This window comes from Deltaproteobacteria bacterium (assembly GCA_020848905.1).
Taxonomy (GTDB): Bacteria; Myxococcota_A; Polyangia.
The window spans coordinates 1-14,997 of the sequence record JADLHG010000064.1 but is presented as its reverse complement, the minus strand read 5'-3'; the positions used below and the strand labels follow the sequence as shown (position 1 = coordinate 14,997).

Here is a 14,997-nt window from a genome sequence, read left to right as displayed (position 1 = left end):
CATGTTTAGAAGTCGCCTTCGCGCACCTGCCCTGGCTTCCCCTTCAGGTGAATGACCTTCTCCGGTGAGACGCTCTCGTTCTCCGGCAACGGCGCAGCTCCTTTCTCTTGCCCGAGCGCAAACACGCTCTTCAGCTTGCCGAGGAGCGAGCTCCCTTCGACGGCCTTGGCCCCCTCGCCGTAGTAGTCGAACCAGGGGAGCCCCGCGCGCGCGTACTCCTTGGCCGTGGGCGGCGTGGTGGGTGGATTCTCGCCGGTGATGCCGCGCCAGACGAGCGAGTTCGCGAGGTGCACGAAGCAGCGGCTCGAGGCGGCGTCCCAGTCGGCGAGCTCGAAGACGTCAGCGTAAATCTCCTGGCGCATGCGACCGCCGGGGGCGAGACCCATGGCCGGGGAAGGCGCGGCGGCGCAGGGCACGGCCATCGCATCCATGTCCGCGAACTCGTGGTACCTCTCCCGCACCTTGCGCTCCACCTTCGGAAAGCGGCGCTCGAAGACCTCGCGCTTCATCGGGTAGACGATGAGCTGCAGTCCGCCGTGCTCGGCCTTCCCCGTGAGCTGCTCCTCGGCGGTGTAGCCGGCACCGAGAGGCATGGCCACGAACTGGCGGATAAAGCCCTTCTCCACGCAGTACCCGTCCAGCCAGGGCTGGCCGGGGACGTAGAGGTAGTCCTGCGGGTCTCGGTGCAGGCCGCTCGACCACGCGTCGCCGGTCGCGGCGTTGATCTTCCCCGCGGCCACCTTGATGGCGAAGGGATAGGTCGTCTCGTGGTCCTCGAGGTAGGTGCCCTGGAAGTGCAGCCACAGCGCCTCCGACTGATACATGGGGAGCATCACGCCGCCGTGCTCCACCCATTCGCGCGGGACACGCTCGGCGAAGTCGTCCACGTGCCGCATGGGGAACGGTCCGAACCCCGGAGGGAGGGGGTAGGCCTTGTCGTCGTCGGGAATACGCAAGGTCCGCTGCAGCTCGATGCGAAGCTCTGCCCCCGGGTGAACCTCGGGGAAGGTGAACAGCAGTCCGTCGTCCTTGAGCTCGATCATCTCGGGTCTCCCTTCACCAGGTGCCGTCGCGGACCTCGCGCACCAGGCGCAGGACCGCGTGATCCGGCAAATCCTTGAGCTGACGGATAAGCTCCGCGAGGAGCTGGGGGCGCCTCAAGATCACCTGCTGCAGGTCGGTCGAGACCTTGCCGGCCAGCGCGAGCAGGACGTCGGGGTCCTCGTGGAGCTCGCGGGCGAGCGCGAGAATCTTGCCCTCGGAGGGCGGAGGCTGCTCGCCCCGCTCCACCTTGCTGAGAAAGGCGGGCTGCACGCCGATGCGCGCGGCCACCTGGCGGACCGAATAGCGTTCGTCCTCGGCCCGGAGAGCCTCGCGACGCTGCCGGACGTAGGGACCGAAAGCCGAGCGCATGTGTGTACTAGATAGTATACAGAACACGCCCTGTCAAGGGCCCGCAATCAAAGGTCCGCGGCTCGGGACCCGCTGCTAACGCATCGCGTCGGCGAGGCCCCCGGCCGGGGGCCTGCCCAGGAGCTGCTCGGGGGTGAGCCGGTCGTCGTAGGGGAGCCCGCCGAACGTCGCACCGTCGGCCAGGCAGAGTCCCACCACCGAGACCTGCTCGTTCGCGGCGTGGTTCAGCTTGGCCTTCATGTTGTGGCCGTCGCGCGACCGGGTGAGCCCGAGCCAGTGGAAGAGCGGGACCCCGGGGGCGAGCTCGGCGTTCGGGAGCCATTCCATGCAGTGCACGGGGTTGAAGGCGGCCCCGCGGTCGGCGGCGAGCCAGCCCTGAAGGTGCGCCATCCGCTCGGGCCCGAGCTCGAGGGGCCAGAGGTAGCCCCCGGCCTCGACGGGGAGATGGTTGTGGAAGCCGTGGTTGTTCGGCCGGCCACCGTGGAAATAGATCGTGGTCCAGTCGAGGACGAGGCCCGTGTGCCCCACGTTGTCCGGTCGGTAGCGCAGCACGGCGAAGCCCGTGTCGCTGCGAAAGCGCGCGCGGAAGGCCGGATAGCTGGCCGGCGTGACGGGCACCACGAGGCGCGTCACGGGCCGGTCCGCCGACCCGGCGCGGACCACGAACGCCCGGCGGAGCTCGGGAGAAAGCCGGGCGTCTTGCAGGTACTCGCGCGCGAGCGTCACGGCCCGCGGCTCGGGCGGAGCGGCGAGGGCAGACGCGGAGCCCAGCGTGACCCCTAGCCAGAGGGCCGCGGCGAACACGCCCGCTGAAGCTCGAGCACGAATCGGCATGCGACGAACGATCTCTCCTCGAGCCGGTTACCGCGTGCCAGCCCCGCAGGCTCCAAGCAACGCGCGCGCCAGGACTCCCCTCGCCTGCCGAAGTGGCGTGAATCGCAGCCTCGAGGGGCAACGCGCCGCGTTTGCCGGCTTCCGCGCCCCGTCCCTCTGCCCGTCGATTCTCGATGGCGCCCGGTCCGAGTAGCCAGCCGCTTGGGGGCGCGGAGCCCTGCAGACGCACGTGGGCACGCGCGGACCGAGTAGCCACATCGAACGGTCACGGAGCCAGCCGCTCCCGGCCGCCCCGTGCACGCACACGGCTAAGATCATTTAACAATATCTGGCTCCCCTCTGGTACGAGCCTTGCTGTGCGTGAGCTCGACTGACGGAGACGCCACGACCATGAAACGCACCTCGCTGTTCGTCCTGCCCCTCCTTGGATCGCTCCTGCTGGCCAGTCCAGCCGGCGCGAAGAACGCCTCCGCGCCCGCGAGCTACGCGCTGCCTCGGGAGGTCGGCTGGGGCCTCCGCACCGCCGGGAAATACGTCCGCGAGCTAGCGAGGACCCTGAAGAAGGTTCGCGGCCTCCCCGAGCAGCTCGTGCGTCGCCCCCTCGAGCTGCTCGCTCTGGCACCGGGGGTGCTCGAGGCCGGAGCCCTGAGCGCCTCGCCCCACTTCGGACCCGCGATCAAGATCGAGCTCGAGCCGAAGCAGATCCACGTGGACGTCAACAACCGGCAGGCCGGAGGGTCCTCCTGGTTCTCGGCCACCGTGCAGAACGTGAAGCAGGTCGTTCTGCGGGGCGCCTCGACGCGGCCCTACTGGAAGGGTCGCGCGAACGACACCTTCGAGTTCGTTCGCGCCTACGGTGGGGGAGACTTCGGCCACTCCCGCTCGACGGAAGGCTACGAGCGCGAGCGCGACTACCATCAGCTCGCCTACAACTCGACACTGGCCGACGGCCGCGTGCTACCGAAGGGCAGCATCGTCGTCACAACGATCATCGAGCCCAAAAACGAGCGCGGCTACAAGGACTACTCACGGACGATCCAGGTCGGCGCGGTCATCGTCACCGCGGGACCGCTGTCCGGCGTGATCCGGCTGCCCTTCGAAGAGGCGCAGCGGCTGGCGTTCGGCGACCGCGAGGCACGCTCCCGCGCGAACTCGGAGCGGCAGCGACGCAAGGCTGCTCGGGCCGAAAGACCCTAGAACGCGGAACGGGTTGGGAAGCCTACTGCGACTTCCAACCCGTTCGGTGTTCTACGGCTTGCCGTTATCGGGCCGGCAGCGCGCCCCCGGCGGGTACTCGGGGTGGAAGTGGTGCCGCACCGGCCGGGTCACGCAGACCACGCAATGCCCGCGCATCGGCGGCGGCAGCACCTGACACTGCTTCACGTTTCTCAGTTCTTTGCCCGTCGGATGCGCCGTCGCGCGCGGCGGGGCCGCAAAGCCGAGCAACGCGACCACCGCACCCAGAACGAACGTCCATCGCCATCCCATCTGTCGCCTCCTTCCTCAACGTGAAGGCGCAGTCTATCGCCGCCGTCCACCGGCGTCGACGCCGTCGTGCGAGCAGCCTTCCATTGTGGTCCGGGCCCAGGCGCGGTAGGACGGGCCCCCATGCAGCCCGCCCACCTCGCGCAGCACCATCTCCACTCCGCCAGTGAGCTCCTCAGCACGATCCTCGGCAGCAGCCGGCCCGCCGACAAGGAGATGGAGCTCTTCTTCCGGCGGCACAAGGAGCTCGGCCTGCGCGACCGCGGGGTCGTGGCCGAGGCGGTGTACGGCGTCTTGCGCCGCCTGCGGTCGCTGCTCTACGCGCTCGAGCCCGGGCGCGCCTGGCCGGCCGAGGTGTCCTTCCCCGCCGAGGGGTCCGAGCGCAAGGCGCTCTGCACGCGCCTCGTCGTGGCCCAGCTCGTCACGGGCGGCGGCCTGAGCACGCGCGAGCTCCTGCGCCGCGGACTTCGGGAGGAGCTCGAGACGGCGGCGCACACCGCGCGAGCCGCGCGCCCCGAGAGCTTTCCGCCCCCCGTGCGCGCAGAGCTCCCCTCCTGGCTCTTCGACCGGCTGGCGGCGGGCCTCGGGGAAGCGGGCGCCCTGGCGCTCGGGCAGGCGTTCAGTCGCGCCGCCCCGGTGGACCTCCGGGTGAACACGCTCAAGGCCAAGCGCGACGAGGTGTCGGCGCGCCTCGCCGAGGAGGGTTTCCCAAGCACGCCGACGCCGTGGTCCCCTCACGGGCTGCGCCGGCAAGACCACGCGCCGCTCTTTCGCACGCGCGCGTTTCAAGACGGGCTCTTCGAGATCCAGGACGAAGGGAGTCAGCTCGTCACGTTTCTCGTCGAGCCACGGCGCAAGGAGCGGGTCGCAGACTTCTGCGCCGGCGGCGGAGGCAAGACGCTCGAGCTCGCCGCCCTGATGGCCAACACCGGCACGATCTACGCCTTCGACACCTCGGCCGCGCGGCTCGACCGCATGCGGCCACGCCTGGCCCGCGCGGGCGTGGATACGGTGCGGGTCATGCACCTCGAGAACGAACGCGACAAGACCGTGCGACGGCTCGAGGGGAAGCTCGACCGGGTGCTGGTGGACGCCCCCTGCTCGGGGACGGGGACCCTGCGGCGCAGCCCGGACCTGAAGTGGCGGCCCTGCGCCGTCGAGGAGCTCGTGGCGCGCCAGACGCGCATTCTCGCGGCTGCCGCCACGCTCGTGCGGCCCGGAGGCCGGCTGGTCTACGCCACGTGCAGCGTGCTCCGCGAGGAGAACGACGGCGTGGTGGAGGCCTTCCTCGCCGCTGCGCCGGACTTCGCGCTGGTGCCGGCGGCCGAGATCCTCGCCCGCCGGCAGATACCGCTCTCGCTCGCCGAGCCGGTGCTGCGGCTCACGCCTCTCGCGCACCAGACGGACGCCTTCTTCGCGGCGGCGCTGGAGCGACGCGGGGGTCAGGCCGCGGACGAGCCGCCCCAGCCCGCGGGGAGCTCCGAGCCCGAGAGCGCGTAGAGCGCCGGCAGCCCGCCGGTGTGCACGAAGATGACGGGCTCCGCGCCGCCGAGGCGACCGGAGGCCAATAGCGCGAGCAGCCCGGCGAAGGCCTTGCCCGTGTAGACGGGGTCGAGCACCACGCCCTCCGTACGGAGCAGCTCGGCCATGGCCGTGAGCGCCGGCGCGTGGAGGCGCGCGTAGCCCGGGCCGACGAACTCCCTCTCGAGCAGCGGCGCGTCGCGCGCGGCGAAGGGCCTGTGCACCCCGAGGCGCGCGCAGAGGCCCTCGGCCAGGTGCGCGACCGAGCGCGGGAAGGCGCGCCAGAGCTTGCCGATGTCGAGGCCGAGCACCTCGAGCGGCGAGTCGAGGAGCGACAGCCCGGCCCAGAGCCCGGCGAGCGTACCGCCCGTCCCCGACGCCACGACGACGCGCGCCCTTCCGAGACCGAGCGCCTTGGCCTGTACGTGCAGCTCGAGCGCCGCGCGCACGTAGCCGAGCGCGCCGAGGACGTTGTGCCCCCCGACCGGGATGAAGTAGTGCGGGCCCAGGCGGAGCCAGGCCACGAGGTGCACGAGGCGGCTCGCGCGCTCGATGGTCATGCCTCCGTCGCCCCCGCCGCCGAACGGCACGAAGTGCAGCCGCGCGCCGAGGAGCGCGCCGAGCAGGAGGTTCCCTTCGAGCAGCCGCGGACGGCGCTCGAAGTAGAAGAGGTGCGGCTCGAGCCCGACGCCGAGAGCGGCCGCGGCGGTGAGTCGCGCGTGGTTGCTCTGGAGCCCGCCGAAGGTGACCACCTTGCGCGCGCCCCGCGCCTTCGCGTCGGCGAGCAGGTACTCCAGCTTGCGGGTCTTGTTCCCGCCCAGAGCGGGACCGAGCGCGTCGTCGCGCTTCAGATAGATCGGCCTACCCAGTCGGGCCGACAGGCGGGGCAGCGGTTCGAGGGGACTCGGCAGCTCGGCCAGCGGAAGGCGGGGGACAGCGTCGAGTCGGGCGCGCAGCTCCTTCGTCGAAAGCACGGGCGCGTCGGAACCGCCGCCCGCGTCGAAACCTGGAAGGCGCCATCGCCTCACGCGGCGTCCACCTCGAGGAGCCGCCGCGCGAGCCGCTTGCCGAGCGCGATGATCGTGAGCACCGTGGGCCGCCCGAGCGCCTCGGGGAAGACGCTCGCGTCGCAGACGTAAAGGCCGCGCGCCGGCCCTTCGAGGTCGCGGCTCACGAGCTGCCCGAGCCGCACCGTAGCCGACGGGTGCGTGCCTCGGAGCGGCGTGCTGAAGAGGGAGCTCGCCTCCGCCCCGGCCCGCAGCAGGATGTTCCGCGCGACCTCCTCGGCCGTCGCTAGCCGCGCCTGGTCGCGTGCGCCGAGCGGCTTGCGGATGCGCCCGTCGGGAAAGACGCCGCCGCTCACCTCGTCCCGGAGCTTGATCATGACCCCCAGCGTGCGGGACCAGTGCGGCCAGCGCAGCAGGTGCCGCGGGCCCTTCATCGCCGCCATGATCGGGAAGAGCAGCCAGGGGTCGATCAGGGTGGCCAGCATGTAGCCCTCGGCCTCGTTCTCCCACGACCAGCTCATCGGCGGGTCTAGCCCCACGCCGGCGCCCTTGCCGGTGCCGTACACCATGAGCGTGGCGTCCATGGCCATCCCTTCCCCGGCCTCGGCGAACCCGCTCGCCTGCAAGAGACGCGGCGTGCCGATGCCGCCTGCCGACAGGACCACGCGCGCGGCCCGCGCTTCGAAGGCCGAGCCCCCCTGCCGGCCGGCCACCCCGACGACGCGCCCCCCATCGAAGAGCAGCCGCTCGACGTGGGCCCCGGTGCGGAGCTCGGCGCCGTGGGCCTCCGCCTCGTCCACGTACTCGGCGGCGTTCCACTTGGCGCCGCAGCGGCAGCCGAGCATGCAGTGAGCCCCGCAGGCGAAGCGCGAGGCTCGCGCGGGGCGCATGAACTTGAGCTGCGGTGCGAACGGATAGCCCAGCGCCTGGGCCGCCTCCGCCACGCGCGTGGACCCTTCGCCGCGCAGCTCGGCGGGCAGCACCTCGATCTCGAGCTCGGCGAGGGTCTCCTCCACCTCCGGCGCGAGGTCCACGCCGTAGCGCCCCGCGAACCACGGCGGCGGCGGTGCCGCGCAGCCGGCGAACATGCTCGTGGCCCCCCCCACCATCAGCGGGCGCACGATGTTCAGCCCCTCCTCGGTGAAGAGCAGGCTCCGGCGGTCCGAATAGACCAGCGCCCCCAGGTACGTGCCGTAGTAGCGTCGTCGCCGGTAGTCGGCCCCGCGCTCGAGCACGAGCACGCGCCGGCCTCCCTTCGCGAGCTCGCGAGCTACCGTGGCTCCCCCCGGGCCCGAACCCACGACGATGGCATCAAAGGTCTTCTGGTCGGCTCCGACGCCCACGGCGCTCCTCCGAGTGGAATCCTGGCCCGCATCCTCCATCGCTTCGACCGTGGCTGCAACCGCGAGCCTCGGAAGGGCACGCACGAGCTGGAGCGGCGCGAGCTGGCCCATAGTGCGTCACGGTGCAGAGCAGAATGGGTCGCAACGACCCGCGGCGACGGGTTCGCGGTGCGCACCGGACCCGCGAGAACGTGGAAATCAGACCGGGAGAGGTGCCCGCGGCGGATGGTACGGCCGTCGCATGTCGATCGCTCTTCGGTACGAGCGAGCGGAGGAGGGGTGGCGACATGCTGTGCCGCGAGGTGATGAACCGTCGAACCTACGTGTGCGATCGTGAAGCGTCCGTCTCGGTCTGCGCGCGCATCATGCGGGACCACGACCTGGCCTTCGTTCCCGTCGTGAACACCCGCATGCAGGTCGTGGGGACCATCACGGATCACGAACTGGTGGAGAAGGTGCTGGCCGACGCGCGCTCGGCGAATCTCCCCATCGCCCGCTTCATGCGACCGCTCTCGGTCAGTTGCCGTCCGGTGGACCCCGTGGACGTGGCGCGCGACCGCATGGTCGCCTCGGGACTGACGCACCTGCCGGTCCTCGACGAGGGCGAACGCTGCGTGGGCGTCATCTCCCACGCCGACCTCGGCTACCTCGAACACCTGCAGCACCTGGAGGAGCTCGTGCGGGACGCGAACGTGCGAGGGCCCCGGCGTCCGCAACGGCCGCTCGCGCGCGCCGAAGAGGGCACCGTTCCCGCCTGGCCGAGCGAGATGGACTGGGCCGAGCCGCACGCGACCATGCGGGGTCAGACGGCAATCGTCCTACATTCCCGCAGCGCAGCGACCCGCCGCGGCCCCGGTGGCCCGGGGCGCTAGGGACGGCTCACGGCGCTCGCGACGCAGTATGCCGGGATGGGTCGCGGCCAAGGTGCCCAGGTCTACCGGTGGGCGTCGCGCTCCACGAAGTAGGGCTGGGCGATCACGGGCTGCATCTCGACCGCCGGCAGGGCCCGGAGGCGCAGGACGGCCGCCACGTTGCCGAGGAAGCCGAGGTTCTCGATCTTGGCCGCCACGGGCCCGACGCTCTGCCCGGCGCCGCCCTGGCCCAGGGTCCAGCTGAAGTGCCCGTCGAAGTACACGTCGCGCTTCCGCTCCGGCTCGACGCGCACGTTCTGCACCCACGACCGCTGAAAGCGCTTGGCCAGGATCTGGTCCCCGACCCGCTCGTTGTCCGTCGCGATCTGCTTCTGCGCGTGCTGCTGCCACGCGAGCTGCACCACCTGCTCGCGCACCGCGCGCCCGAGGCTCGGCCTCTCCGCGCGCGCCACCTGCGGGAGCGTCATCACCACGGCAGCCACGAACGCCCATCGAAGTGCAGTGAACATGCTCATCCCTCCATCTACCCTCAGGTTCGACTCGCCCCTGAGCACGAGACATGCCAGCCCGCGTATGGCGCTCGCACGCTCGAAGACGTGCCCGATCTCGCGCGCCTGCGACACCACGGCACGCGCGCAGGCCGAACGCAGGCTCCTCGAGAATCGAAGGGACCGGCTCGCACGGTCGCGCGGCTCGCGGCTCGCGGCTCGTGCGGCGGGCGCGGCGCGGCGATCAGCCGGCGAGCCCTGACTTACTCCGCGGGCGCTCGCAGCAGGTCCTGCCAGACCACGGCGCCCGGTCGCACCGGTGGCAGGGTCCGCTCGTAGAGCGGCGCGAGCACCTCGAGCAGCTCGAGGAACGTGTACGCGGTCGCGCCGTAGACCACGTGTCCGTCGGTGCGGAAGAGCGGCGCGATGCCGCTCACGTCTCCGACGGCGAACGAGATCCCCTCGATCTCCGGCTGCTCGAGCACCTCCCGAATCGACAGCCGCAGCACGGCGGCCACCTCCGACGGATCGGGGCGCAGCGGCGTGTCGGCCACGGCGGCCACGAACGGGACGAGGCGAAACTCGGACGTGTAGAGCGGCATGGCGGAGAGCTCGCCGAGACGCTCGGCCACGACGAGCCCGAGCTCCTCGTGGGCCTCGCGCACGGCCGTGGCCCACAGGTCTTCGTCCCCCGCCTCGGGCCTTCCACCCGGAAAGCAGACCTCGCCTCCGTGCCGCGAGAGATGCAGCGGCCGCAGGGTCAGCAGCGCCACCGGCTCCGGGGTCCAGACGAGCGGCACGAGCACGCCCGCCCGCTGATCGTTCCTTCGGCCGGGCAGCGCCGGGATCTCGCGCCGAGACCAGCGGGCGAACGCCTCGCGAATCGCGGCTGGGGTCGGGATGCGTTGCACTGCTTGAGAGTGCCCCAGGAGCGACGCGCGTACCAGCCGACGCTGGCCCAGCGGGTCACCCCACGGAAATGCGGACAGATCCCCGTCCGAGCAGCCAAAGTTCGGAGACCGTACCCAGTCTCCGAGCCGGCCCCTGCCACAAAGCCCCAACCGTGGCGCCACGTTCTACCCCGGCGCCTGGCTGGCACCCCCGTTGCTCTAGGGAGCCCGATGCCCATGCGGCCCGGACTCCGCCATAGCGCCGCCCTCCTCGTGCTCCTGCTCCTCGGACCGGCCCTCGCGTGGGGCAGGCCGGCGCTCGTCGTGTACCCCGGCAGCTTCGACCCGATCCACAACACGCACCGGGCCGAGCTCGGCGCGGTCCTGGACCGCCTGAAGGCCGAGCACCCGGACGGGGTGCGCGCGCTCGTGCTCCCCCAGCACGACCGCCCGAACCACGTTCCCGGCAACCGCTACGTGTTCACCGCGCTCCAGCGCCACTTCCTCGCGCGCCAGGCGTTCGCCGACCGCGCCGAGGTCTCCGTCCGTCGCGCCTTCCCGGACGGGATGGAGACCGCGGACCAGCTCCATCGCGTGGCGGCGGCCTACGGTGATTCGCACGACCTGTATCTCCTGCTCGGCGCGGACGCCTATCAGGGGCTCCGGCACTGGGTCCGCTACCACATGGTGCTCTCCCGCTTCGACCTGCTCGTCTCGGTGCAGCCGGCGGCCCTCGACAAGCTGCCCTCGCCGGAGGGGGTCCTCGGCACCTCGGGGCGCGCCTTTCGTGCGGCGGGAGACCACGACTACGCCGGAGGCGGGCGACGCATTCGCTACCTCCCCGTGGACGTCCCCCCCGTGCGCTCGCGCGCCATCGTCGTGAACCTGATGGCGGGCGACCCGGTGGACGCGTGGGTCCCGGCCGCCGTGGCGCAGGCCTTCGCCCTGCCTCCCTTCGCGCAGGCGATCCTGCAGGCGAGACGTGCCACGGCGCACGAGATGGCCCGCCTCCTCGCGCCGTTCGCGGGAGCGGAGGCCGCCCGGCGTCTGTCTGCCGACGACCGGCTCGCCATCCCGCTGCTCCGCGTGCGCCCGACCACCGCCCCCGAGCAGGCGCGAGAGCATCTAGCCACGTTTGCGGCCGGCGTCGAACGCTCCGGCACACGCGTGAGCCTCCGGGCGCTGACCGCGTACGCCCTCTCGCGCGCGCACCAGGGCCTCTTTCTGCCCCCGCGTCCCTCGGAGAGGAATCCCCTCCTGACCTGGCTGCGGGCCCGTACCCGAGGCGCCGCTCCCGCCGCGAACGAGGCCCACCGATGAGGCGACGCGTGCTCGCCGTCGTGGCCTTGCAGGCGCTGCTCGCCGTCGCGGCGGCGCGTGCCGAGCACCGCCCGGCGGTCTACTACAAGTTGATGAAGGCCGAAGACGCCCTCGCGCTCGAGCGCGCCATCGTCGCGGGCGAACGCGGCCTCGTGGAGCCCCGCTTCGCCCGCAGCGGCGGCCCCCGCGAGCTCCGCACCCAGATCGAGCGCCTCATGGAGAGCTATCGCCGCCGGGCCGTCGCGTCGGGGCGCCTGCCGGCCGAGGCCGCGAGCCGGTGGAACAGCATCTTCGCGCTCAACGACCCCAAGCTCGGCGCCCAGTGGGAAGAGCTCGCCGGGGCGCGGGTCCTCGTCCGCCTGGGAGCCCTCGGACCGGGGGTGGGGACCTACGACGCGCGCTACTACGAGGACGCCTACTACGCGTTCGAGGAGCTCGCGGAGCTCGCCGGGAGAGCCCGCAACGGTCCCGCCGCGACGACGGCCGAGGCCGCGCGGCGAAGTCAGCGCCTGCGCGAGCTCGCGACCCTGGTGCGCCGGGGAGCCGAGGCCTACTGGACCGCGCCCGCTACCGGCCCCCGCGCCCGCCCCGACGCCCGCCCCGAGACGCTGCTGCCAGGCGGTGCGCTCTACCTGGGTCGCGAGGAGGCGCACCCAGAGCCTCGGCGGGTCGCGCCGCTCGAGAAGTTAGCGCAGGCCCTTCGCGGCCTCGCTCGGTAGCGCTGCCGAGGTCCCGACTAGTAATAGCCGAAGCCGTCGAGCCAGAGGTCGTACGCCAGATACCCGTACGTATCCACCGTCAGCTCGACCGCCGTCACGTCCAGCTCCCGCGCGCCCGTCCCGGCCCGCTTCCAGCCCGGTCCTCCGCTCGGCGGCACCTCGACGAAGATCCACTCCCCTTGCGCCGCCGCGAGCAGATCCGCCCCGGGGGTGAGAACGACCTTCCCCTGCAGCGTGTGCAGCGTGACGACGGGCCCCATCCCCTGCCAGGTCGCGTTCGGGTTGTTCGCCCTCAGAAAGAACCCGAGCAGGCCGCCTCGCCCCACCCGCCGCGGGTGCCCCGCCGGCTCCTCGCGCCGCAGGGTGAAGGGATACGGCGCGTCGGTCGTGACGTGCACCGAGGCCGAGCCGCTCACATGGAAGGTGCGGTCGTCCACGATGCTGGTCACGCAGTCGGGCTTGTTCTCGCAGGTGAAGGCCCACTCCTTGGCCGTCCCCTCGGTGAGATCCTCGGGGGGCGCGACATAGACCCGCGATGAGATCACTGCCCCGAGACTGCCGTCGTCCACGAGGAGCTGCACGCCGAAGGCCCCCGGGCGCTCGGGGACCACGACCTGCGTCTCCTGGCCGAGCCCGGCGAAGAGCGGCACAGGCATCTCCGCCGGCGCGAACTTCACGCGGTTGTCCTGCACCAGCCAGAAGTACGAGAGCTTGCCCCCCGCCAGACTCGCCGACCCCGCCGCGTCGAGCACCAGCTCGCCCCCGACGCGCCCTTCGCCCACCGCGAGCTGCACGATCGGCGGGTCCTTCTGCGTCGTCGCCCCCTGCTCGAGCGTCCGCACGTCGAGCGCGTCCCGCCCTTCCACGATGCGCGGCGCGCCGTCGAAGGTGTTCGACACGATGAGCACGCCCCGGATGGCGGTGAGGAAGATGTCGTGCTTCCCGTTGCCGGCGAAGTCGTTCCGCTGGATCACGTAGCCGCTCGCGTTGGCGAGGCTCGCGCTCCAGTGGTTCAGGTCGTGCCAGGCCTGGTACTCGCGCCCCGTGAAGAGCATCCCCGCCCGGCCGTTCTTCTTGACGACGTTCCCGTCGATCACCGTGTCCCGGCTCTCGCCGATCTGGATCGAGAACCCGTCGTAGCGGTTCTCGTTGACCTCGTTGCCCTGCACGAGCGTCCGGTCGCTCCCGCCGAGCCAGATGCCGTAGTCGCTCTTGTTGGCCTTGTTCCCGACGTAGGTGTTGTCGTCGCACCAGCTCTCGATCGCGTTGTGCGGGCTGAACGAGGTGTCGTTCCCTTCGGCATAGTTGTGGTGCGGACAGGCCCCGATCACCGCGCGCAGAAAGAGCCCGTCGCCGCCGTAGGTCAGGTTGTTCTTCAGGATGCGGTTGTACGAGCTCCCCGCGTCGAGGAGGAGCCCCGCCGAGTCCTTGGTGTCCACCCCCCACCACGCGGTGGGCCAGGTGAGCTTGCCCCGGTAGGCCCAGCTCAGGTCGTTCCCCTCGATCACGTTGTGGTGGCTCTTCAGCACGAGCCCGGCGGTGTTGCTGCAGTGGTCCACCGTGTTGTCCTTCACGGTGACCTTCTCGCTCTCGCGCAGCTCGAAGCCGTTCCAGTTGCGCGCCAGCTTGTTCTTCTCCACGCGGCCGCCGACCACGCGCTCGAACCGCACCCCTCCCCCCTGCACCGCGTCGAAGACCCACTCCGCGTTCGGGTCGTGGAAGTTGTCCGAGAAGTCGTTCTCGCGCAGCTCCAGCTCCTCGGCGTCGATGGCCAGCAGGCCGTAGCGATAGCCGCGGGCGGTGCAGCCCACGACCGTGACCTTCTTGAAGCCGTTGATCACGATGCCGAGCTCCGCCGGCTCCCCCTTGGCCCACTTCTTCTGGCCGACGAGCACCGTGCCGCGGCAACGCAGCGTCACCCCCGACGCAGCGAGCTGGATCACGCCCTTGCCCCCCGGCTCTCCCAGCTTGTACTCGCCCCCGCAGAGCACCGTGTCCTTGGTGATCGCCAGCCCCGAGGTGGGCTTCACGCACGGACCGCCGCTGTCCCCTTCCCGCGCGTCGGCTCCGCGGTCGCGGCTCCCCTGGTCCGCCACCGAGCCGTCCGCGGCCTGGGCGTCGGCGCCGGCGGAGCTGGAACCGCAGCCCAAGAGGCTCGCCAGCCAACCCCCAACAAGGAAAACGGCAATTGCCCCTCTGCGCATGCACCACCTCGACGTGGGCGGCGATTGTACGCGGCGAGGCTGGCGGCGCAAGGGGCGCCGTCGGACCGGGGGCCCCGTCGGGCAGGGCCCCCGCGGCGCGAGGGGGGCTGTGCAGCGCCCGGGCCCGGACTGCCGCCCCGGTTGACCTGTGCTAGGGTTTCCCGAGGACGCGCCACACCATGCCCACCTACGAGTTCGAGTGTACCCACTGCGGCCACCGCTTCGAAGCCGTGCGCCGCATCAGCGAATGTAGCGAGGAGCTGTCGTGCGAGCGCTGCGGCAAGCCGGCCGAGCGTGTCTTCTCGGCCTTCGCCGTCGCAGGCACGACACGTTCCTCGATGAGCACCGCCGTTCGCCGTGGAGGCGGCGGTTGCGACTCCTCCGGCGGCGGCTGACGCATCTAGCAGCAGGCCGTCCGGGCGACGGCCAAACGCTCCACAATGGCACGACGCGTAGGGGAGAGCCGGGACCTTCAACCGACCCGCGTGTGCTGTGCAAACACGTCCACGAGCACGTCGTAGACGCCGATGAGCGCAGAGGAGCCCTCGACGGTGACTTCGAAGAAGTCATTGCTGCCCGAAAATCCGTACTTTCGATTGTCGTAGTCGCCGGCATCCAGCACCGCCGAGCGCGCCCCGGAAAGCACGTCGAGGTCTCCGAGGATCTGCGCTGCCGAAGCGCCCGCCGCGGCCAGCTTCAGCTTGGCTGTAAGCTTCGTGCTCGAGCCGGCCACTTCCTGGTCGGCGGTAGCCACCACGAAGGCCACGATGCCCTCTGAACCGCCCCGGGTTCTCCGGAGACCCGGTTGGGTGAGTCACGCGGCCTTCTCGGAGGTGCTGTGACTCAGATAGTAGGCCTTCTCATACTCCGCTGGGGATGTCCATCCGATCGGCTCGAGGAG

16 protein-coding genes are annotated in these 14,997 nt (G+C 71.3%); 6 read left to right on the top strand and 10 right to left on the bottom strand.

What is annotated here, in order from left to right:
- Nucleotides 1-5 precede the first annotated feature (5 nt).
- The 3 genes from IT371_27960 to IT371_27950 form a co-directional block, all read right to left on the bottom strand.
- Nucleotides 6-1,043 (bottom strand): hypothetical protein, encoded by a 1,038-nt coding sequence (locus tag IT371_27960; protein MCC6751520.1) that lies wholly within the window; start codon nt 1,041-1,043, stop codon nt 6-8.
- A 13-nt stretch (nt 1,044-1,056) separates the two neighbouring features.
- The gene (locus IT371_27955) at nt 1,057-1,413 is read right to left on the bottom strand and encodes a helix-turn-helix domain-containing protein (GenBank protein ID MCC6751519.1); all 357 of its coding nucleotides are present in this window, start codon (nt 1,411-1,413) and stop codon (nt 1,057-1,059) included.
- Between the two features lie 75 nt (nt 1,414-1,488).
- On the bottom strand, nt 1,489-2,247 hold the full coding sequence (locus IT371_27950; GenBank protein ID MCC6751518.1) for a hypothetical protein: 759 nt from the start codon (nt 2,245-2,247) through the stop codon (nt 1,489-1,491).
- Nucleotides 2,248-2,637: 390 nt separating this feature from the next.
- On the opposite strand from IT371_27950, the gene IT371_27945 reads away from it, so the two are divergent.
- Complete coding sequence (locus tag IT371_27945; GenBank protein MCC6751517.1) at nt 2,638-3,444, top strand: hypothetical protein; 807 nt, start codon at nt 2,638-2,640, stop codon at nt 3,442-3,444.
- A 51-nt stretch (nt 3,445-3,495) separates the two neighbouring features.
- Here the strand turns inward: IT371_27945 and IT371_27940 are convergent, their stop codons facing one another.
- Nucleotides 3,496-3,735 carry a hypothetical protein gene (locus IT371_27940; GenBank protein MCC6751516.1) on the bottom strand — a complete coding sequence of 80 codons (240 nt, stop codon included), beginning with the start codon at nt 3,733-3,735 and terminating at the stop codon, nt 3,496-3,498.
- 120 nt (nt 3,736-3,855) lie between these two features.
- Between IT371_27940 and IT371_27935 the strand changes: the two genes are divergently transcribed.
- Complete coding sequence (locus tag IT371_27935) at nt 3,856-5,232, top strand: RsmB/NOP family class I SAM-dependent RNA methyltransferase (GenBank protein MCC6751515.1); 1,377 nt, start codon at nt 3,856-3,858, stop codon at nt 5,230-5,232.
- Here the strand turns inward: IT371_27935 and IT371_27930 are convergent.
- Both IT371_27930 and IT371_27925 read right to left on the bottom strand, forming a co-directional pair.
- On the bottom strand, nt 5,175-6,281 hold the full coding sequence (locus tag IT371_27930; GenBank protein MCC6751514.1) for a pyridoxal-phosphate dependent enzyme: 1,107 nt from the start codon (nt 6,279-6,281) through the stop codon (nt 5,175-5,177). The genes IT371_27935 and IT371_27930 overlap by 58 nt on opposite strands.
- Entirely contained in the window at nt 6,278-7,603 is a 1,326-nt protein-coding gene (locus IT371_27925) for a GMC family oxidoreductase (GenBank protein ID MCC6751513.1), read from the bottom strand. The genes IT371_27930 and IT371_27925 overlap by 4 nt, the downstream gene beginning before the upstream one ends.
- Nucleotides 7,604-7,890: 287 nt before the next feature.
- Between IT371_27925 and IT371_27920 the strand changes: the two genes are divergently transcribed.
- Nucleotides 7,891-8,475: a CBS domain-containing protein gene (locus tag IT371_27920; protein ID MCC6751512.1), complete on the top strand. Its 585-nt coding sequence runs from the start codon at nt 7,891-7,893 to the stop codon at nt 8,473-8,475.
- 62 nt (nt 8,476-8,537) lie between these two features.
- Here IT371_27920 and IT371_27915 read toward each other — a convergent pair whose 3' ends face one another.
- Nucleotides 8,538-8,984 carry a hypothetical protein gene (locus IT371_27915; GenBank protein MCC6751511.1) on the bottom strand — a complete coding sequence of 149 codons (447 nt, stop codon included), beginning with the start codon at nt 8,982-8,984 and terminating at the stop codon, nt 8,538-8,540.
- 242 nt (nt 8,985-9,226) lie between these two features.
- Nucleotides 9,227-9,769, bottom strand: coding sequence for a CoA pyrophosphatase (locus IT371_27910; GenBank protein MCC6751510.1), 543 nt, complete (start codon nt 9,767-9,769; stop codon nt 9,227-9,229).
- Between the two features lie 321 nt (nt 9,770-10,090).
- Here IT371_27910 and IT371_27905 point away from each other — a divergent pair, with 321 nt between their 5' ends.
- Entirely contained in the window at nt 10,091-11,173 is a 1,083-nt protein-coding gene (locus tag IT371_27905) for a hypothetical protein (protein MCC6751509.1), read from the top strand.
- Nucleotides 11,170-11,892 (top strand): hypothetical protein, encoded by a 723-nt coding sequence (locus IT371_27900; GenBank protein ID MCC6751508.1) that lies wholly within the window; start codon nt 11,170-11,172, stop codon nt 11,890-11,892. The genes IT371_27905 and IT371_27900 overlap by 4 nt, the downstream gene beginning before the upstream one ends.
- A 17-nt stretch (nt 11,893-11,909) precedes the next feature.
- Here the strand turns inward: IT371_27900 and IT371_27895 are convergent, their stop codons facing one another.
- Complete coding sequence (locus IT371_27895) at nt 11,910-14,042, bottom strand: right-handed parallel beta-helix repeat-containing protein (protein ID MCC6751507.1); 2,133 nt, start codon at nt 14,040-14,042, stop codon at nt 11,910-11,912.
- 233 nt (nt 14,043-14,275) lie between these two features.
- Here IT371_27895 and IT371_27890 point away from each other — a divergent pair, with 233 nt between their 5' ends.
- A complete protein-coding gene (locus tag IT371_27890) occupies nt 14,276-14,491 on the top strand; it encodes a zinc ribbon domain-containing protein (GenBank protein ID MCC6751506.1) in 216 nt (71 codons plus the stop codon).
- A gap of 77 nt (nt 14,492-14,568) precedes the next feature.
- Here the strand turns inward: IT371_27890 and IT371_27885 are convergent, their stop codons facing one another.
- On the bottom strand, nt 14,569-14,862 hold the full coding sequence (locus tag IT371_27885; GenBank protein MCC6751505.1) for a hypothetical protein: 294 nt from the start codon (nt 14,860-14,862) through the stop codon (nt 14,569-14,571).
- Nucleotides 14,863-14,997 lie beyond the last annotated feature (135 nt).